The organism is Rhodanobacter sp. FW104-R8 (assembly GCF_001617365.1).
GTDB lineage: Bacteria > Pseudomonadota > Gammaproteobacteria > Xanthomonadales > Rhodanobacteraceae > Rhodanobacter.
On sequence record NZ_LVJR01000003.1, the window covers coordinates 17,294 to 34,259 of the forward strand.

General features: G+C 70.5%; 20 protein-coding genes. 6 read left to right on the forward strand and 14 right to left on the reverse strand.

The genetic code is table 11. The features are described from left to right. Window positions 1-37: 37 nt before the first annotated feature. Together mtnC and RHOFW104R8_RS00105 are read left to right on the forward strand one after the other, a co-directional pair. Complete coding sequence (gene mtnC / locus RHOFW104R8_RS00100; RefSeq protein WP_068090498.1) at window positions 38-724, forward strand: acireductone synthase; 687 nt, start codon at window positions 38-40, stop codon at window positions 722-724. Window positions 725-743: 19 nt separating this feature from the next. After that, a complete protein-coding gene (locus RHOFW104R8_RS00105) occupies window positions 744-1,754 on the forward strand; it encodes a C13 family peptidase (RefSeq protein WP_068090500.1) in 1,011 nt (336 codons plus the stop codon). Window positions 1,755-1,760: 6 nt separating this feature from the next. Here the strand turns inward: RHOFW104R8_RS00105 and hisIE are convergent, their stop codons facing one another. From hisIE to RHOFW104R8_RS00150, 9 genes are all read right to left on the reverse strand, one after another. Further along, window positions 1,761-2,387: a bifunctional phosphoribosyl-AMP cyclohydrolase/phosphoribosyl-ATP diphosphatase HisIE gene (gene hisIE / locus RHOFW104R8_RS00110; protein ID WP_068090502.1), complete on the reverse strand. Its 627-nt coding sequence runs from the start codon at window positions 2,385-2,387 to the stop codon at window positions 1,761-1,763. 104 nt (window positions 2,388-2,491) lie between these two features. Further along, on the reverse strand, window positions 2,492-3,361 hold the full coding sequence (hisF, locus tag RHOFW104R8_RS00115) for an imidazole glycerol phosphate synthase subunit HisF (RefSeq protein WP_407071421.1): 870 nt from the start codon (window positions 3,359-3,361) through the stop codon (window positions 2,492-2,494). Then, window positions 3,354-4,082, reverse strand: a complete 729-nt coding sequence (gene hisA / locus RHOFW104R8_RS00120) for a 1-(5-phosphoribosyl)-5-[(5-phosphoribosylamino)methylideneamino]imidazole-4-carboxamide isomerase (protein WP_068090505.1) — start codon at window positions 4,080-4,082, stop codon at window positions 3,354-3,356. The genes hisF and hisA overlap by 8 nt, the downstream gene beginning before the upstream one ends. Continuing rightward, window positions 4,079-4,669, reverse strand: coding sequence for an imidazole glycerol phosphate synthase subunit HisH (hisH, locus tag RHOFW104R8_RS00125; protein WP_201028768.1), 591 nt, complete (start codon window positions 4,667-4,669; stop codon window positions 4,079-4,081). Before hisH ends, hisA begins: the two co-directional genes overlap by 4 nt. A gap of 109 nt (window positions 4,670-4,778) precedes the next feature. Further along, window positions 4,779-5,846, reverse strand: a complete 1,068-nt coding sequence (hisB, locus tag RHOFW104R8_RS00130) for a bifunctional histidinol-phosphatase/imidazoleglycerol-phosphate dehydratase HisB (protein WP_068090507.1) — start codon at window positions 5,844-5,846, stop codon at window positions 4,779-4,781. After that, window positions 5,843-6,934, reverse strand: a complete 1,092-nt coding sequence (hisC, locus tag RHOFW104R8_RS00135; RefSeq protein ID WP_068090509.1) for a histidinol-phosphate transaminase — start codon at window positions 6,932-6,934, stop codon at window positions 5,843-5,845. Before hisC ends, hisB begins: the two co-directional genes overlap by 4 nt. Further along, a complete protein-coding gene (gene hisD, locus RHOFW104R8_RS00140; protein ID WP_068090510.1) occupies window positions 6,931-8,229 on the reverse strand; it encodes a histidinol dehydrogenase in 1,299 nt (432 codons plus the stop codon). The genes hisC and hisD overlap by 4 nt, the downstream gene beginning before the upstream one ends. Before the next feature lie 28 nt (window positions 8,230-8,257). Then, complete coding sequence (gene hisG / locus RHOFW104R8_RS00145; RefSeq protein WP_068090511.1) at window positions 8,258-9,151, reverse strand: ATP phosphoribosyltransferase; 894 nt, start codon at window positions 9,149-9,151, stop codon at window positions 8,258-8,260. Continuing rightward, window positions 9,148-9,483 carry a YerC/YecD family TrpR-related protein gene (locus tag RHOFW104R8_RS00150; protein ID WP_068090512.1) on the reverse strand — a complete coding sequence of 112 codons (336 nt, stop codon included), beginning with the start codon at window positions 9,481-9,483 and terminating at the stop codon, window positions 9,148-9,150. Before RHOFW104R8_RS00150 ends, hisG begins: the two co-directional genes overlap by 4 nt. A 289-nt stretch (window positions 9,484-9,772) precedes the next feature. On the opposite strand from RHOFW104R8_RS00150, the gene RHOFW104R8_RS00155 reads away from it, so the two are divergent. Continuing rightward, the gene (locus RHOFW104R8_RS00155) at window positions 9,773-10,786 is read left to right on the forward strand and encodes a hypothetical protein (RefSeq protein WP_068090518.1); all 1,014 of its coding nucleotides are present in this window, start codon (window positions 9,773-9,775) and stop codon (window positions 10,784-10,786) included. 84 nt (window positions 10,787-10,870) lie between these two features. Here RHOFW104R8_RS00155 and RHOFW104R8_RS16800 read toward each other — a convergent pair whose 3' ends face one another. The 5 genes from RHOFW104R8_RS16800 to RHOFW104R8_RS00175 all read right to left on the reverse strand — a co-directional run bounded on the left by RHOFW104R8_RS16800 (window position 10,871) and on the right by RHOFW104R8_RS00175 (window position 13,429). Then, window positions 10,871-11,032 carry a 30S ribosomal protein THX gene (locus tag RHOFW104R8_RS16800; protein ID WP_082823467.1) on the reverse strand — a complete coding sequence of 54 codons (162 nt, stop codon included), beginning with the start codon at window positions 11,030-11,032 and terminating at the stop codon, window positions 10,871-10,873. A 65-nt stretch (window positions 11,033-11,097) separates the two neighbouring features. Beyond that, window positions 11,098-12,042 carry a cation diffusion facilitator family transporter gene (locus RHOFW104R8_RS00160; protein ID WP_068090520.1) on the reverse strand — a complete coding sequence of 315 codons (945 nt, stop codon included), beginning with the start codon at window positions 12,040-12,042 and terminating at the stop codon, window positions 11,098-11,100. A 58-nt stretch (window positions 12,043-12,100) separates the two neighbouring features. After that, window positions 12,101-12,535, reverse strand: a complete 435-nt coding sequence (locus RHOFW104R8_RS00165; RefSeq protein ID WP_068090522.1) for a MerC domain-containing protein — start codon at window positions 12,533-12,535, stop codon at window positions 12,101-12,103. A gap of 97 nt (window positions 12,536-12,632) precedes the next feature. Next, the gene (locus tag RHOFW104R8_RS00170; protein ID WP_068090523.1) at window positions 12,633-13,145 is read right to left on the reverse strand and encodes a transcriptional repressor; all 513 of its coding nucleotides are present in this window, start codon (window positions 13,143-13,145) and stop codon (window positions 12,633-12,635) included. Next, window positions 13,142-13,429 carry a hypothetical protein gene (locus RHOFW104R8_RS00175; RefSeq protein ID WP_068090525.1) on the reverse strand — a complete coding sequence of 96 codons (288 nt, stop codon included), beginning with the start codon at window positions 13,427-13,429 and terminating at the stop codon, window positions 13,142-13,144. The genes RHOFW104R8_RS00170 and RHOFW104R8_RS00175 overlap by 4 nt, the downstream gene beginning before the upstream one ends. Window positions 13,430-13,530: 101 nt before the next feature. Here RHOFW104R8_RS00175 and RHOFW104R8_RS00180 point away from each other — a divergent pair, with 101 nt between their 5' ends. The 3 genes from RHOFW104R8_RS00180 to RHOFW104R8_RS00190 all read left to right on the forward strand — a co-directional run bounded on the left by RHOFW104R8_RS00180 (window position 13,531) and on the right by RHOFW104R8_RS00190 (window position 16,938). Continuing rightward, a complete protein-coding gene (locus RHOFW104R8_RS00180) occupies window positions 13,531-14,208 on the forward strand; it encodes a response regulator transcription factor (protein ID WP_068090527.1) in 678 nt (225 codons plus the stop codon). After that, window positions 14,205-15,599, forward strand: a complete 1,395-nt coding sequence (locus tag RHOFW104R8_RS00185) for a HAMP domain-containing sensor histidine kinase (RefSeq protein WP_082823468.1) — start codon at window positions 14,205-14,207, stop codon at window positions 15,597-15,599. The genes RHOFW104R8_RS00180 and RHOFW104R8_RS00185 overlap by 4 nt, the downstream gene beginning before the upstream one ends. 163 nt (window positions 15,600-15,762) lie before the next feature. After that, window positions 15,763-16,938 (forward strand): efflux RND transporter periplasmic adaptor subunit, encoded by a 1,176-nt coding sequence (locus RHOFW104R8_RS00190; RefSeq protein WP_068090530.1) that lies wholly within the window; start codon window positions 15,763-15,765, stop codon window positions 16,936-16,938. Window positions 16,939-16,966 lie beyond the last annotated feature (28 nt).

Below are 16,966 nucleotides of genomic sequence, written 5' to 3' on the forward strand. Positions count from 1 at the left end.
GGCGCCATGCCGGCTCCATCCTTCGCGAACCATCGCCATGATCGAAATCCGCGCCATCGTCACCGACATCGAGGGCACCACCAGCTCGATCGACTTCGTGCGCGACGTGCTGTTTCCGTACGCGCGCAAGCGCCTGCCCGCTTTCGTGGAGACCCACGGCGACAAGCCCGAGGTGCAGCACTGGCTGCACGAAGCGGCCATGGAAGCCGGGCTGGTGGAAGCCCGCCGCCAGGACATCATCGAACTGCTGCTGCGGTGGATCGGCGAGGACCGCAAGTCCACCGCGCTGAAGGCGCTGCAGGGCATGATCTGGAAGGACGGCTACGAGGCCGGCGACTACCGCGCGCACGTCTATCCGGAGGTGGCCGCGCGGCTGCGCGAGTGGCGCGCCGACGGGCTGCGCCTGTACGTCTACTCCTCCGGCTCGGTGCCGGCGCAGAAACTGTTCTTCCGCCACAGCGAGGCCGGCGACCTGGGCGCGCTGTTCGCCGGCTACTTCGACACCGAAACCGGCCCGAAACGCGAGTCCTCCTCCTACCGGCGCATCGCCGAGGCGATCGGCGAACAGCCCCGCCACCTGCTGTTCCTGTCCGACATCGTGGAGGAACTCGACGCCGCGCAGGCGGCCGGCTTCCACACCGGCTGGCTGGTGCGCGAGCCGCAGGCCCTGCCCGAGTCGCCGCGCCACACCGTCTACCGCGACTTCGACGCGATCGCGCCGTGAATCCGCACGCGTATCCCCCATGCGCCACGCCCTGACCACCCTGCTCGCATTCGCCGCCGGCGTGCTGCTGGCCCTCTGGTGGCCGGGCCATCGGCCGGCGCCGGCAGCCGCCGACCACCCCGCGCCGGCGACATCCGCCAGCATGGAGGAGCTCGCGGGATCCGACGCCGACATCGCGCTCGACAACTGGCCCGGGCAGGGGCCGACCCCGGAGCAGGTCCTGTACGCGCAGCCGCGGATGATGCGCGAAGCGCTGGCCGGGCTCGGTCCGCGCGTGCCCGGCAGGCCGAACCTCTACCTGGTGGCCTTCGCCGGCGACGGCAGCGAGGACGTGTTCCGCAACGAGGCCGAGTACGCCGCGCAACTGTTCGCGCAGCGCTTCGGCGCCAGCGCCCACAGCCTGGTGCTGGAGAACAACCCGGCCACGCTCGCCACCCGTCCGCTGGCCAGCTGGAGCAACCTGGAAACCGCGCTCGAGGGCCTGGGCAAGACGATGCAGGCGGACCAGGACATCCTCCTGCTGTACCTCACCAGCCACGGTGACGAGGAACACAACCTGCTGCTCGACATGGACCCGCTGCCGCTGGACCCGATCGGCGCCAGCGACCTCGCCGGCATCCTGGCGATGCACCCGTTCAAGTGGAAGGTCGTGGTGGTCAACGCCTGCTATTCGGGCGGCTTCGTGCCGCCGCTGCGCGGCCCCGGCACCCTGGTGCTCACCGCCGCCCGCGCCGACCGCAGCTCGTTCGGCTGCGGCAGCGACTCGGACATCACCTACTTCGGCAAGGCGTGGCTGGTCGATGCGCTGAACCGCACCGACAATTTCGCGGACGCCTTCAAGCAGGCCAGCGGCGAGATCCGCCGGTGGGAACAGCAGGACAAGCTCACTCCTTCCGAGCCGCAGATCGACATCGGCAGCGGCATCAGCGGGCAGCTCGCCTTGTGGCGCAAGGGCATCACGCCCGGACCGGCGCTGCCGTTCAAGCCGGCAACGCCGGCCGGCAACGCGTCCGTCGCCACTCCCCGATAGCCCGATTCAGCCGCGTCCCGCGTGCCGATCGGCCAGCACGCGAACGACGTCGGCCAGCCCAAGCCCGCGCGCGCGCAGCGCCACGGTGAGATGGAACACCAGGTCCGCCGCCTCGCCCAGCAGCTCGGCGTCGTCCTGCGCCACCGCGGCCAGCGCAGTCTCCACGCCTTCCTCGCCCACCTTCTGCGCGATGCGGCGAATGCCGCCGTCGAACAGCCTGGTGGTGTAACTGCCTGCCGGACGCTCCGCGTGGCGTTGCGCGACCAGCGCGTCGAGCTCGGCGAGGAAACCGAGCGGCGGGCGCTGGTTTTCGCCGAAGCAGCTGGAGGTGCCGAGGTGGCAGGTCGGGCCATGCGGCTCGGCCCGGACCAGCAAGGTATCGGCGTCGCAATCGACGCGGATCGACTTCAACGCCAGCACGTGACCGGAGCTTTCGCCCTTGGTCCACAGGCGTTGCTTGCCGCGGCTGTAGAACGTGACCTGGCCGCTGGCCTGCGTCTGCGCCAGCGCCTCGGCATTCATGTAGCCGAGCATCAGCACCTCGCCGCTCAGCCAGTGCTGCACGATCGCCGGCAGCAGGCCGCCGCCCTTGGCCCAGTCGAGGCGGGAGATGTCAGTGTTGGCGTCAGACATGGGACAACTCATTGGCAGGAGTGAGTGGAGAGAAGTAAGCAGAGAAAGAATGCAAAAGCGAGAGGCCACAAGCGTGCATGCTTTCTCTCACCTCTCACTCCTCTTCACTCATTCCTCACTTGTACGCCTTCGGCTTGCAGATAGCGCTTCAACGCGGGAATCGCGATCGCTCCCGAATGGAACACGCTCGCCGCCAGCGCGCCGTCCACGTCGGCCTCGACGAAGGCATCGCGGAAATGTCGCGGTTCGCCGGCGCCGCCGGAGGCGACCAGCGGCACGCGGCAGAGCGCGCGGGCCGCGGAGAGCTGCTCCAGGTCGTAGCCGCGGCGCACGCCGTCGCTGCCCATGCAGTTGAGCACGATCTCGCCGGCGCCGCGCCGTTGCGCCTCGACCATCCAGTCCAGCGTGCGGCGCGGCAGCGCCTGGGTCTTCGCGGGGTCGCCGGTGTACTGGCGCACGCGCCACTCGCCGTCGGCGTCGCGTAGCGAGTCGATACCGACCACCACGCACTGCACGCCGAACGCGGCGGCCAGCTCGTCGATCAGCGCGGGACGCTCCAGCGCCGGCGAGTTCACCGAGATCTTGTCGGCGCCCGCATGCAGCACCGCGCGCGCCTCGTCCACCGAGCCGATGCCGCCGGCGACGCAGAACGGGATGTCGATCACCCGCGCCACCCGCTCGACCCAGCCGCGGTCCACGCTGCGCCCTTCCGGGCTGGCGGTGATGTCGTAGAACACCAGCTCGTCGGCGCCCTCGTCGCGATAGCGCAGGGCCAGTTCCACGATCTCGCCCATCACCACGTGGTCGCGGAAGCGCACGCCCTTGACCACATGGCCATCGCGCACGTCCAGGCAGGGAATGATGCGGCGGCTCAGCATAAGGCACGCCCCACGCCCTCTCCCTCCCCTGCTTGTCCCTTTGGGGCATGCAGGGGGAGGGGCAACATCGACCTGTGTAGCAAATTTTTCATGCAGCCAACGCCTCCGCCACGGTGAAGCGCCCTTCCAGCAGCGCGCGGCCGAGGATCACGCCCCGCGCGCCGGCTTCGCGCGCGGCGCGGATGTCGTCCAGCGAGCGCACGCCGCCGGAAGCCTGCACGGCCAGCGACGGCACGGTAGCGGCGAGGTGGCGATAGAGATCGAGGTTGAAGCCGGCCAGCATGCCGTCGCGGTCGATGTCGGTGCACAGCAGGTGGCGCGCGCCGCGCGCGGCGTACCACGGCGCCAACTCGTCCAGCGTGCGCGCCTCGATTTCGGTCCAGCCGGCGCTGGGCAGGCTCCAGCGGCCACCGAGGCGGCGCGTATCGAGCGCGAGGGTCAGCCGTTCGGCGCCGTACCTGCCCAGCCAGCCGGCCACGAGTTCGGGATCGCGGATCGCCACGCTGCCCAGCACCGCGCGCTGCACGCCGGCGTCGAACAGCCGGCGCAGGTCGTCTTCGCCGCGTACGCCGCCGCCGGCCTGGATCTGCATGCCATCGGCCGCGATCGCCTGGATCACGGCGAGATTGGCGAGGCTGCCCGAGCGCGCGCCGTCCAGGTCGACCAGGTGCAGCCAGCGCGCACCTGCCTCGGCATAGCGCCGCGCCAGTGCGCGCGGATCGGCGGCATAGGTGGTCTGCTGCGCGTAGTCGCCCTGCTTCAGGCGCACCACCTGGCCGCCACGCAGGTCGATCGCGGGAATCACGTCGAAGTTCATAGTTCGAGGAAGTTCTTCAGCAGCCTCGCGCCGACGGCGGCCGAGCGTTCGGGGTGGAATTGCATGCCATGGAAGTTGCCATGCGCGATCACCGCCGAGAACGCGCCGCCGTAGTCGGCCGTGGCCAGGGTCCAGTCGCCCACCGGTACCGCATAGCTGTGCACGAAGTAGGCCTGCTCGCCGTCGTCCAGGCCGGCCAGCAACGGATGCTTCCGCCGGATCGACAAGCCATTCCAGCCCATATGCGGCACGCGCAGGCCCGGCGCTTCGACGAAGCGGCGTACCGGGGCGGGAATCAGACCCAGACACTCGGTATCGCTCTCTTCGGAATGCGCGCACAGCAATTGCATGCCCAGGCACACGCCGAGCACGGGCTGTTCCAGCGAACGCAGCACGTCGACCAGGCCCAGCTCGCGCAACCGCGCCATGCCGGGGCCGGCGGCGCCCACGCCGGGCAGGATCACCTTGTCGGCGGCGCGGATCGCCGCCGCGTCCGCAGTGAGCGCGGCATCCGCGCCGAGGCGCTGCAGCGCGTAGCGTACCGAGCCGATATTGGTGCCGCCGGCGTCGACAAGGACCACCATCACACGTACCTCGCACGCAGGAGCACACCTTGTGCGCGATGCTTTCCATCGCGTGGCGAAGAGCTAACGCGCACAGGGTGCGCTCCTGCGCCGATGTGCATTGATCGCCACATTACAGGCTTCCCTTGGTGCTGGGCAGTTCGCTGCCGGAGCGGGCGATCGCCTGGCGCAGCGCGCGCGCCACCACCTTGAAGCAGGCCTCGACCATGTGGTGCGCGTTGTCGCCGCGCACGCTCAGGTGCAGGTTCGCGCCCAGCGTCTCGCACAACGAACGGAAGAAATGCGGCACCAGTTCGGTCGGCACCTCGCCTACGCGCTCGCGCGGAAAACTGCCCTCGAACACGAAGTACGGCCGGCCGGACAGGTCCAGCGCGGCGCTGGCCTGCGCCTCGTCCATCGGCAAGGTGAAGCCGTAGCGGCCGATGCCGCGCTTGTCGCCCAGCGCCTGCTTCAAGGCGCTGCCGAGCGCCAGCGCGCAATCCTCGATGGTGTGATGCTCGTCGATGTGGGTGTCGCCGTCGCAGTCGAGCTTCAGCGCGAAGCCGCCGTGCTTGCCGATCTGCTCCAGCATGTGGTCGAAGAAGCCGAGCCCGGTGTGCGCCTGCGGTTCGGCCACCTTGTCCAGGTCCACGCTGACCGTGATGCGGGTTTCCTTCGTGTTGCGCACCACCGTGGCCACGCGCGGCGCATCGAGCAGCTGGTGGGCCAGTTCCTCCCAGCCCACGCCCTGCGCGCCGACGCGGAACCCGCGCACGCCCATGTTCGCGGCGAACTGCAGGTCGGTTTCGCGGTCGCCGACCATCGCCGACGCCGCACGACTCCAGCCGTCGTCGGCCAGGTAGTGGCGCAGCATGCCCACGCCGGGCTTGCGCGTGTCCCTGCCCTCATGCGGGAAGCTGCGGTCGATCAGCACTTCGCGGAAGCGGATGCCCTGCGAGGCGAGGATGCGCATCAGCAGTTCGTGCGGCCCGGTGAAATGCGGCTCCGGGAAACTGTCGGTGCCCAGGCCGTCCTGGTTGGTCACCATCACCAGCTCGTAGCCGGCGGCGACGAAGCGCTGCAGCGCGGCGATCACGCCGGGCAGCAGGGCCAGCTTCTCGTAGCTGTCGATCTGTTCGTCGGCCGGCTCCTCGATCAGGCAGCCGTCACGGTCGACAAAAAGTATCTTGCGCTTGTTCATGCCGATCCCTCGGCAGAAACCCTGCCATCCATGGCCGGACTCTTCAATACGGCCAGCACCCGATCGTTCTCCGCGGGGGTGCCGATGGTGATGCGCAGCGCGTCGCCGAGGTTCGGGTAGCGGCGCACGTCGCGCACCACGATGCCGGCGGCAAGCAGGCGCCGGTAGGCGGCGCCGGCATCGTCGAAGCGTACGGCGAGGAAGTTCGCCTGCGACGGCAGCACCTCGCGCACCCCGGGCAACCGGCGCAGCGCCACCTGCATCCGTGCGCGCTCCCCGCGCACGATGCCGATGCGCTCGCGCGCGTTCGCCTGGCCCCAGCCGGACAGCGCCAGCAGCGCCGCATCCACGCTCGGCAGCGGCAGCGGGTACGGCGCCATGATCCGGCGCAGCAGCGCGATCACGTCGGCGTTCGCCAGCAGGCTGCCGATACGCACGCCGGCCAGCGCCCAGGCCTTGGACAAGGTGCGCAGCACGGCAAGGTTGTCGTAGCGGTCGATCAGGTCGGCCGCACTGCCCCGCTCGGCGAATTCCACATAGGCCTCGTCCACCACCAGCAGCGCACGGCCGGCCAGCGCCTGCGCCAGCCGTTCGACATCGGCACGCGGCACCAGCTGGCCGGTGGGATTGTTCGGCGTGCAGATGAAGACCAGCTTCACCGCCGGGGTCAGCGCGGCCAGCACGGCATCCGCGTCCAGGGTGAAATCCGCCGCCAGCGGCACCTCGACGATGCCCGCGTCCTGCACCCGAGCGCACACCGCGTACATGCCGAACGTGGGCGGCTGGATCAGTATCGCGTCGCGGCCGGCGCGGCAGAACGCGCGCACCAGCAGGTCGATCGCCTCGTCGCTGCCGCGGCCGACCAGCAACTGTTCGCGCCGCACACCGTAGAGCGCCGCCAGCGCCTCGAGCAGCGCCGCCGGCTGCGGCTCGGGGTAGCGGTTGCAACCGAGGCCGCCGTCGCCCACCGGCGTCCACGCCGATTCGTTGGCGTTGAGAAAGACCTCGCCGCCGCTGGCCTCCATCCGTGCCGAGGAGTACGGCTGCATCGCGCGGATCTCCGGCCGCGCCAGATCGAGCACGCTCATGCCAGGGCCTCCAGCCGCAGGGTCACCGCACGGCGGTGCGCCTCCAGCTGCTCCGCCGCCGCCAGCGTGGCGGTGCACGGGCCGATATTGCGCAGGCCGTCGGCGCTGACTTCCTGCACGCTGATCTGCTTTTGGTAACTGCCCACCGACACGCCGCTGTAGCTGCGCGCGTAGCCGTAGGTCGGCAGCACATGGTTGCTGCCGCTGCAGTAGTCGCCCACCGATTCGGGCGTCCACTGGCCGAGGAAGACCGAGCCGGCACTCTCGATGCCGTCGAGCAGCGCTCGCGGCGCGGCCACCTGCAGGATCAAGTGTTCGGGCGCGTAGCGATTGCTCACTTCCACCGCCTGCGCCAGCGAATCGACGGCGATCAGCCGGCTCTGCGCCAGCGCCCGGCCGGCGATCGCCCCGCGCGGCAATTCGGCGCACTGGCGTTCGACCTCGGCCGCCGCCCGGTCGAGCAGGCCGGCGGACGGGCTCAGCAGGATCACCTGCGAATCCGGCCCGTGCTCGGCCTGCGACAGCAGGTCGGCGGCGACGAACACCGGGTTCGCCTCGGCATCGGCGATCACCAGCACTTCCGACGGGCCGGCCGGCATGTCGATAGCGGCGCCGTCCGGGTCGGACGACACCTGCAGCTTCGCCTCGGTGACCCAGGCGTTGCCGGGGCCGAACAGCTTGTCGCACTTCGGCACGCTGGCGGTGCCGTAGGCCATCGCGGCGATCGCCTGCGCGCCGCCCAGCTTGAACACTTTGTGCACGCCGGTGAGGCGCGCGGCATACAGCACCGCCTCGTCGCAGCGGCCGTCGGCGCGCGCCGGCGAGCACAGCACCACCTCGCGGCAACCGGCGATGTGCGCCGGCACGCCCAGCATCAAGGCGGTCGACGGCAAGGGTGCGCTGCCGGCCGGCACGTACAGGCCGACCCGGCCGATCGGCCGCAGCATGCGCTCCACCCGCACGCCGGGCGCGGTATCCACCGCCACCGGCTGCAACGCCGCCGCGCGGTGGAATAGCTCGATGCGCGCCGCCGCTTCGCGGATCGCTGCCTTCAGGGCCGGATCGAGGGAAGCCTCGGCCGCGGCGAATTCGGCCTCGCCCACCGCGATCGCGTCAAGTGCGCAGCAGTCGTATTTCGCGCTCAGTTCGCGCAGCGCCGTGTCGCCGCGTTCGCGCACGGCAGCGATGATCCGCTCGACGCCGCGACGCAGTTCATCGGCACGCGACTGCGCGGGGCGCGCCAGCGCTTCGCGGCGCGCCGCTTCATCCAGGGCGTTCCAGTCCAGACGTTTCATGCGAACCTGCTCTTCATGTCAACCTGACTCATGCCAACATTTTCTCCACCGGCAGCACGAACATCTCGCGCGCCCCGGCCTTCTTGATCTCTTCCAGCTGCCGCCAGCTCACCTCGCCGGCACACAGCGCCTGCAGCATCAATTGATCCGGTTGGCCGGCCACCGGCAGCAGGGTCGGCTGCGGGCCGCCCGGCAGCAGCCGGGTCACCGCCTCCAGCGAGTGGCGCGAGGTCTGCAGCAGCAGCAGGCGCGACTCGCGCACCTGGATCACCCCGTCCAGCCGCTTCAGCAGCAGCTCCAGCAGGTCGCCGCGTTCGTCCGCCGGCAGCGCCAGCGGGCCGGCCAGCACCGCCTCGCTCTGCAGCAGCACGTCGGCTTCGCGCAGCTGGTTCGCCACCAGCGTACCGCCGCTCTGCACCAGGTCGCAGATCGCATCGGCGGTACCGAGCTTCGGCGCGATCTCGACCGAGCCGGCCAGGGTCACCACGCCGGCATCGACGCCCTGCGCGCGCAACCATTCACCGAGCAGGCCGGGATACGAGGTGGCGATGCGCCGCCCCTGCAGCTGCCGCGGCTCGCGGTAATCCAGCTCCTGCGGCACCGCGATCGACAGCCGGCAGCGGCCGAAGCCGAGCGGGCGCAGCTCGGCCAGCGGCTCGGCCTCGCGTCCGCCGGTGAGCTGGAATTCGCTGAGCACGTTGCGCCCGACGATGCCGAGATCGCACACGCCCTGCGCGATCAGGCCGGGGATGTCGTCGTCGCGCACCAGCAGCAGATCCACCGGCTCGCCTTCGCCGAAGCAGAACAGCTTGTCGCGGCTCTGCCGGAAGGTGAGCCCGCAGCGGGTCAGCAGGTCCAGCGCCGGCTCGGTGAGCCGGCCGGATTTCTGCATCGCGATGCGCAAACGGTCGCGCGGCTTCATGCCTTCTTCCTCGTGGTTTGGGCCTGCCGCCGCGCCGCGCGGGCCGCAGCGGCCAGGTAGCCGCCGTTGCCCTGGTTGAGATAGCGCGCGACCCGGCCGATGGTGGTGATGCTGACCGCCGTGTGCTCGTGGATCTCGCGGTACGGCACGCCATCGAGCAGGAACGGCACTACCCGCCAGCGGTCCACCAGCACCTCGAGCTCGGCCGGGGTGCACAGGTCGCCCAGGAAGGCAGCCATCTCCTCGACGTTCTTCAGCGACAGCAGCGCCTCGCACAGGCTCTGCTCGGCGGACTCGGCCGGGGTCTCGGGATCGCGCGATCGACGCTTCATAACGTACTAATGCATTAATACAATGGTGCGCATCATACATGGCATGCGGCACCGCCGCAAACCGGGCAGCCGGCACGGATCGAGCTACCATTCAGTTTGGCCGGCGTGCACGCCGACGCAGCATGCGGCAGGCCTGCCGCGCGGCGCGGACCGGCGGGAACCTATCCGCCCGCCGACGCATCCAACCCGCGTCCGGCCCTGGGTCAGCCAGTTGCGGCGTCACGCCGCAACTGGCGCAGCCGTCGCGGTGGGACAATGACGAAGTCAATCCAGCCCATCGAGAGCGCACGTGGAACATCCGGACTCATACCAGTCGCACATCGGCTCCCGGTCGCCGCGGCCGTGCGCACGCCATCGACGCCTCGCCGCCGCCACGCTGTTCGCGGTCGCACTGGCCCCGGCGCTGGCGAACGCCTGCTCCACCTGCGGCTGCTCGCTCAACTCGGACTGGTCCAGCCAGGGCTACGCCACCAGCAGCGGCCTGCACCTCAGCGTGCGCGAGGACTACTTCGACCAGTCGCGGCTGATGCACGGCACCGATACCGTCAACCGCTCGGCATTCCAGTACCCCGCCGACGAGGAGGTGCAGCGCAAGACCATCAACCACACCACCCTGCTCGGCGCGGACTACAACTTCTCGCGCTACTGGGGCATCTCGGCCCAGTTGCCGTACACCGACCGCCACCACCAGACCATCGCCACCGGCGACACCGACATCTCCACTTCCGATGCGCGGGGCATCGGCGACCTGCGCCTGCTCGCGCGCTACCAGGGCTTCAGCGAGGATGCCGGTCTCGGCATGCAATTCGGCGTGAAACTGCCCACCGGGCGCTTCACCCAGAACTTCGCGGCCGGCCCGCAGGCCGGCCAGCCACTCGACCGCGGCCTGCAACTGGGCACCGGCACCACCGACGCGCTGATCGGCGTGTACAAATTCGGCTACCTCAGCGATGCGCTGGCCTACTTCGGCCAGGCCATGGCGCAGGTTCCGCTGGACGCGCGGAGCGGTTTCCGGCCCGGCAATTCGCTGAATATCGACTTCGGCGTGCGCTATCTCGGCATGAAGCGCATCACCCCCCAGCTGCAGCTCAACATCCACAGCGAGCGGCGCGAAAGCGGCCCGCAGTCCGACCGCCCCAACAGCGGCGCGACGTTCGCCTACCTCAGCCCGGGCATCAGCGTGAAGCTCGGTCCGCGGCTGAACGCGTTCGCTTTCGTCCAGCTGCCCGTCTGGCAGCGCGTCAACGGCCTGCAGCTGGAGCCGCGCCGGCTGTGGTCGGTGGGCGCGCAGTACCGTTTCTGACCCGCGACCGCCTGCCACGCGGCGCGGTCCGCCCACAAAAAAGCCCCGCCGAGGCGGGGCTTTTTTTGCTCGATGCAAACCGGCTCAGGCCGACTTCTTCTTTGGCGCGGCCTTCTTGGCGGCGGCCGGCTTGGTCACGGTCGGCTTGGCGCCGACCACGGCCGGCAGCACGCCGTGCGTACGGGTATTGCCGTAGCTGCCGCGATAAGTCTTGCCGCGGCGGGTCTTGCGATCGCCCTTACCCATGGGAACTCCTTGATTTATCGGATGAACGGCCGGTGATCATAGCAGTGTCGGACCGCTGCGTCATGTCAACGGTGCGCGTGCCCGGCGCAGTCCCCGCTGGCGTCGAAGCACTCGCCCGGATCGATCTGCACGGTCACGTGCTGGATCCCGAAACGCTCCGCCAGCATCCGGTTGATCGCCTGCAGGGCTCTCGCGCCATCGGCATGCTCGCCCAGTTCGGCATGCAGGGTCGCCATGCGCGAACCGGATGCCAGCTGCCACACATGCAGGTGGTGGATGTCGCGGATGCCCGGATCGGCGGTGCGCAGCGCCGCCTCCACCTGGGCGCTGTCCATGCCGTCGGGTACGCCTTCCAGCAGGATGTGCGCGGACATCCGCAGCAATCGCCACGCGCTGCCCAGGATCAGCAGCGACACCAGCAGCGACAGCAGCGGATCGGCCCAGAGCCAGCCGAACCAGCGGATCGCCAGCGCCGCCAGCACCGCCGCCAGCGAGCCGAGCAGGTCACCCAGCACGTGCAGGCTGGCGCTGGCCAGGTTGACGTCGTCGTGCGCATGCCCGTACAGGATGCGCAGCACCAGCACATTCACCAGCAGGCCCACGATCGCCACCACCAGCATCACCCCGGACAGGATTTCCCCAGGGTGCAGCAGGCGCGCAACCGCTTCGTAGACGATCCAGCCGACCAGCACGAACTGGCTCAGCGCATTGACGAAACCCGCCAGGACCTCGATCCGGCCGTAGCCATAGCTGCGCCGCGCATCGGCCGGCCGGGTCGCCATCCAGGCGCCGACCACCGCCAGCAGCAGGGCCAGCGCATCGACCATCATGTGGCCGGCGTCGGCGAGCAGGGCCAGCGAGCCGGACCACATGCCGCCGACCACCTCGGCCACCATCATCAGGACGGTCAGCACGAACGCGAACAGCAGCTTGCGCGCGCGCCCGCCAACCGCCGCGGCGTGTTCGTGCGGATGCGCATGATGGTGGTGGTGGGCGTGCGTGGCGTTCACGCGCGCATGCTAGGAACGACGGTCGCCGTTACACAATCACGAGGGGCCGCGGCGCGGCTCAATGCGCGCACTGCGGGCCGTGCACGTGATCGCGGGCATAGCGCCGATCACGGCGCAGGTTGACGAAATGCGCGCCGGCCAGCAGCAGGCCGCCGGAAGTCACCAGCACGCCGTGCAGGGCGGTCGCATACCCCTCGGCATAGGTGACCCCGAGCAGCAGCAAGGCCAGCCCGGGAACCGCCAGCAGCAGCGGCAGCGGTTGCTCGTGGCGGCGAAAGCCGCGGACCAGCGCCACCAGGGCCAGTGCACAGGCGAACATCACGAAGCCGCGCTCGAAGCGATGGTCGGCCAGGAATTCCAGGCCCACCAGCGGCAGCACCGCCAGCACGAACGGCAGCAGCGCGCAGTGGATCGCGCACAGGAACGACGCCGTCGCGCCTATGCGATCGGCCGCGTGCCACCAGCGCGTTTTGCCTGTCTGCTCGGAATCCATCGGCCCGTGCCGGCGTCGCCAGACGTGGCGACTCTGTACCCGGTCGGCACAATGTTACTTTATAACATCACAAAACGCCAGATCCCGGTACCGCCGCTCAACCCTTGCGGCAATGCCTGCAGGTGCCGTGCACCTCCAGCGTCTGCGCCTGCGGCCGGAAACCGAGCGCCCTGGCCTGCGCCTCGATGAGTTCGGCCACCCGTTCGTCGCAGACCTCTTCCGCGCTGGAGCAGGTGTCGCAGATCAGGAACGGCACCTGGTGCGCCTCGGCCGGGTGGTGGCAGGAGACGAAGGCGTTGATCGACTCCAGCTTGTGGATGAAGCCGTTCTCGAGCAGGAAATCGAGCGCACGGTAGACCGTGGGCGGCGCCGCATTGCCATGCCGCTCGCGCAACTGGTCGAGCAGATCGTAGGCCTTGATCGGCTTGTCCGCGGCGGCAACCAGCTCCAGCACCTCGCGGCGCAGCGTGGTCAGGCGCAGGCCGCGCTTCTCGCTGGCGAGTTCCACCGCCGCCACGAACCCCCTGGGGTCGTCGTGGTGATGATGGTGATGCGGGTGCGGCTTGGCGGAGATGGCAGTCGTCAATGGGGTCACCTCGGCAGCGATCATACACCCCTGCCACGCCCCCGCCCGGGCAGCGGCGGCGGCACGCGACGCGGCCGGGCCAGCACCACCAACCAGCCCAGCGGCCCCAGCAGCGCGGCCCACACGATGCCCTCGACCAGCCGTCCCCGCCACCAGCCGAGCAGCGCGCCGACCAAGACGAACAGCAGGCTCCACCAGAACAGCGCCGCCCACGGCACCAGCCGCATCAGGTTGAGGAAGATCTGCCAGAAGGCATCCGGTGCGGCGGGGTCGATTCCCGCGGCCGCCCTGTCCAGCCATTCGTTCATGCGATGCGCACGCCTGCCGTTAGGATAGGCGCGATGCTGTCCGCAGGCGGCGCCCGCACGCAAGCGGGCGCCGCCGTCGAGCCCACGAGGAACCATCGCCCATGCGCTGCCTGCTGATCGAGGACGACCTGGCGACCGCCGAACTGGTCCGCCAAGGGCTGGAGCGGGCCGGCCACGTGGTGCGGGCATGCCATGAAGGCGATGCCGGATTGCGCCTGGCGCTGGACGGCAGCTGGGATGTGGTGGTGCTGGACCGCATGCTGCCCGGCGGCGTGGACGGCCTCGGCGTGCTCGCCGCGTTGCGCAGCCACGGTGTCGCCACGCCCGTGATCGTGCTGAGCGCGCTGTCCAGCCTGGACGAGCGCGTGCGCGGCCTGCGCAGCGGCGGCGACGATTACCTGGGCAAGCCGTTCGCGTTCGACGAGCTGCTGGCGCGGATCGAGGCGCTGGCGCGGCGCGCGGTGCAGCGCGGCGAACCGGACGTGATCGAGATCGGCGACCTGCGCGTGGACACCCGCAACCGGCGCGTGCACCGCGGCACCCAGGCCATCGCGCTGCAGCCGCGCGAATACCAGCTGCTCGAATACCTGGCACGCCACCAGGGCATGGTGGTTACCCGGCGGATGCTGCTCACCGCGGTGTGGGGCTATCACTTCGATCCGGAAACCAACGTCATCGACGTGCAGATAAGCCGGTTGCGCAACAAGGTGGACCGCGACTTCCCGGCGCCGCTGATCCACACCGCACGCGGGGTCGGCTATACCCTGCGCGCCGAATGAGTGCCATGGGCGGCGGCCTGCGCCATTCCGTCGTGCTGCGCATGGCGCTGGGCTACGGCCTGCTGCTGCTGGTCTCGGTCGCGGTGGTTTCGGCGATCTTCTACATCGGCACCGCCGGCCTGCTCGCGCGCAACATCGACAAGCAGCTCGAGCTGGGGGCGCGCCGGCTGGTGCAACTGCACGACCACCAGGGAATGCCCGCGCTGCGCCAGGAGATCTTCGGCCTGCTCAACGACGACCAGGACGTCAACACCGAGATCTACCAGCTCGACGCCCCCGACGGCGGCGTGCTGATCGGCAACCTCGACCGCTGGCGCGCCACCGGCACCGCCACCGGGGAACTGCTGGAGCAGCAGGTGCGGCGGCGCGGCCAGGACACCGTGGGACGCCTGCTCGTGCACCGCTTCCCGGACGGCGCGGTGCTGGTGGTCGGGCGCGACCTGCAGGACCAGCGCGACCTCGAACGCATGGTGCTGGCCGCGCTGGCCATGGGCGGCCTGATCGCCTTCGCGCTGGCGGCAGGCGGCGCGCTGCTGGTGCGGCTGCAGCTGCAACGCCAGCTCAAGGCGATCCACCGCACCACCGAGGAAGTCGCCGCCGGGCGGCTGGACCGGCGCATCGCGGTCGGCCGTTCGCGCGACGAGTTCGCGATGGTGGCGCGCGACGTCAACCGCATGCTCGACCAGATCGAGCAGCTGATGGACAGCGCCCGCGACGTCTCCAACGCGATCGCGCACGACCTGCGCACGCCGCTGGGCCGCATCCGCGCCGTACTGGAGGACGCGCTGCATCCGCAGCAGCCGCCACAGGCCCTGCGCGAAGGCGCGGCAAGCGCGATCGACGAGATCGACGCGGTCACCCGCCTGGTGGACAAGCTGCTGCAGATCGCCGAGGCGGAAGCCGGCGTGCGCCGCCAGAACTTCGAACCGGTCGCGCTGCGCGAACTGGTCGGCGACATCGTCGAGCTGTACCAGCCGGCGGCCGAGAACGAGGGCATGACGCTCACGCTGGCGGTCGAGGGCGAGCCGCAAGTGGAGGCCGACCGCGACCTGCTGGCGGGCGTGCTCGCCAACCTGCTCGACAACGCGCTCAAGTATGCCGGCCATGGCACCGTGGTGCGGGTCGACGTGCGCGCCGCGGCGAAAGGCGTGCGCATCGAGGTGGCCGACAACGGCCCCGGCATTCCGCCCGGGCTGCTGGGCCGGGCGACCGAGCCGTTCTTCCGCGTCGACGCCAGCCGCTACCAGCGCGGCAACGGCCTGGGCCTGTCCATCGCGGCGGCCGTGGTCGCCCTGCATCGCGGGCGGCTTCGGCTGGAGGATGCGGCCCCCGGCCTTCGCGTGGTCATCCGGCTGCCGCGCGGGAGCGACGACAACCTTTCCGGACGGTAACTGTTCCCTTCCGGGTCGCGCGACTAACTTAGCGCCGCCCAGCACGCGTAGCGCCGCCCGGCACGCGGCCTTCCGCAGCGGTCCACGCCGAGGCGGCGGCCTCGCCCCGCACGCCGCCCATGGCCGCGCGACCTGCGCATGCCCCCGCCCCAAGGAATGCGTGATGCATGACCTCATCCGAACGGTGCGCCCGGCGCTGCACCCGTGCCTGCTCGCGGCACTGCTGGCCGCCCTCGCCGCCCTCGCCGCCTGCGGCCGCCGGGCCGACCCGCCCGCCGCCGCGGCCCGGCCCGGCGACAGCGTCACGCTGACCGAGCGCCAGGCGCAGCAGGTGGCCGTGCTGCCGTCCCAATGGCGCGCGTTCGACCGTCGCCTCCAGGCCGTCGGCTACATCGACTTCGACCAGGACCGCCTGGCCCAGGTGTCCTCGCCTTACCAGGGGCGCGTGCGGCAGGTGCTGGTGCAGGTCGGCGACCGCGTGGCCAGGGGGCAGGTGCTGTTCACCGTCGACAGCGCCGACCTCACCCAGGCCGAATCGAACCTGGTCGCCGCCACCGGCATGCGCGCCCTGGCCAGCCATACCCTCGAACGCGCGCACCATCTGTTCGACATCCAGGCCAACGCCGGCAAGGACCTGGAACAGGCCGTCGCGGACCAGCAGACCGCCGAGGCCAGCTACCGCTCGGCACGCACGGCGCTGCGCCTGCTCGGCCTGACCGACGCGCAGATCGACCGCATCGCCGCCCGCCGCGCCATCGACGGCGAGCTGCGCGTGACCAGCCCGATCGCCGGGCGGGTGGCGACGCGCGCGGTGGCCCCGGGCGACTGGCTGCAACAGGGCGGCGCCGCGCCCATCAGCGTGGCGGCCGACGATGCCCTGTGGATGGTGGCCACCGTGCCGGAAGACGAGATCGCCGAGATCCGTCCCGGCGATCCGGCCAGCGTGCGGGTGGATGCGCTGCGGGGGCTGACGTTGCAGGGCCGGGTCGACCTGGTCGGCAGCAGCGTCGATCCGGCCACCCACCGCGTGCAGGTGCGCACGGTGCTGCACGGCGCCGACGCACGGCTGCGCCCGCAGATGCTGGCCAGCATGGAGGTGCGCACCGCGCCGCCGGCGCAAGCCGTGGCGGTGCCGGCGGACGCGGTGGTGCGCGAGGGCGACGGCACCATGACGGTATACGTCACCACCGACGGCCGCCGCTTCACGCGGCGCCCGGTGGAACTGGGCCGGCAGCAGGACGGCCAGGACGAGATCGTCGCCGGCCTCGCCGCCGGCGAGCGCGTGGCCGGCACCGGCGCGCTGTTCCTGAGCAATGCGCTGGCGCTGCAGTCGCAGTAACCGCCGGCAGCCCACCCGCAAGGAAACG

What these genes read in the sequence shown, in the direction of transcription:
- mtnC (WP_068090498.1), top strand. Translation starts at nt 38, where the DNA reads ATGATCGAAATCCGCGCCATCGTCACCGACATCGAGGGCACCACCAGC.
- RHOFW104R8_RS00105 (WP_068090500.1), top strand. Translation starts at nt 744, where the DNA reads ATGCGCCACGCCCTGACCACCCTGCTCGCATTCGCCGCCGGCGTGCTG.
- hisIE (WP_068090502.1), bottom strand. Translation starts at nt 2,387, where the DNA reads ATGTCTGACGCCAACACTGACATCTCCCGCCTCGACTGGGCCAAGGGC.
- hisA (WP_068090505.1), bottom strand. Translation starts at nt 4,082, where the DNA reads ATGAACTTCGACGTGATTCCCGCGATCGACCTGCGTGGCGGCCAGGTG.
- hisB (WP_068090507.1), bottom strand. Translation starts at nt 5,846, where the DNA reads ATGAACAAGCGCAAGATACTTTTTGTCGACCGTGACGGCTGCCTGATC.
- hisC (WP_068090509.1), bottom strand. Translation starts at nt 6,934, where the DNA reads ATGAGCGTGCTCGATCTGGCGCGGCCGGAGATCCGCGCGATGCAGCCG.
- hisD (WP_068090510.1), bottom strand. Translation starts at nt 8,229, where the DNA reads ATGAAACGTCTGGACTGGAACGCCCTGGATGAAGCGGCGCGCCGCGAA.
- hisG (WP_068090511.1), bottom strand. Translation starts at nt 9,151, where the DNA reads ATGAAGCCGCGCGACCGTTTGCGCATCGCGATGCAGAAATCCGGCCGG.
- RHOFW104R8_RS00150 (WP_068090512.1), bottom strand. Translation starts at nt 9,483, where the DNA reads ATGAAGCGTCGATCGCGCGATCCCGAGACCCCGGCCGAGTCCGCCGAG.
- RHOFW104R8_RS16800 (WP_082823467.1), bottom strand. Translation starts at nt 11,032, where the DNA reads ATGGGTAAGGGCGATCGCAAGACCCGCCGCGGCAAGACTTATCGCGGC.
- RHOFW104R8_RS00165 (WP_068090522.1), bottom strand. Translation starts at nt 12,535, where the DNA reads ATGGATTCCGAGCAGACAGGCAAAACGCGCTGGTGGCACGCGGCCGAT.
- RHOFW104R8_RS00170 (WP_068090523.1), bottom strand. Translation starts at nt 13,145, where the DNA reads ATGATCGCTGCCGAGGTGACCCCATTGACGACTGCCATCTCCGCCAAG.
- RHOFW104R8_RS00175 (WP_068090525.1), bottom strand. Translation starts at nt 13,429, where the DNA reads ATGAACGAATGGCTGGACAGGGCGGCCGCGGGAATCGACCCCGCCGCA.
- RHOFW104R8_RS00180 (WP_068090527.1), top strand. Translation starts at nt 13,531, where the DNA reads ATGCGCTGCCTGCTGATCGAGGACGACCTGGCGACCGCCGAACTGGTC.
- RHOFW104R8_RS00185 (WP_082823468.1), top strand. Translation starts at nt 14,205, where the DNA reads ATGAGTGCCATGGGCGGCGGCCTGCGCCATTCCGTCGTGCTGCGCATG.
- RHOFW104R8_RS00190 (WP_068090530.1), top strand. Translation starts at nt 15,763, where the DNA reads ATGCATGACCTCATCCGAACGGTGCGCCCGGCGCTGCACCCGTGCCTG.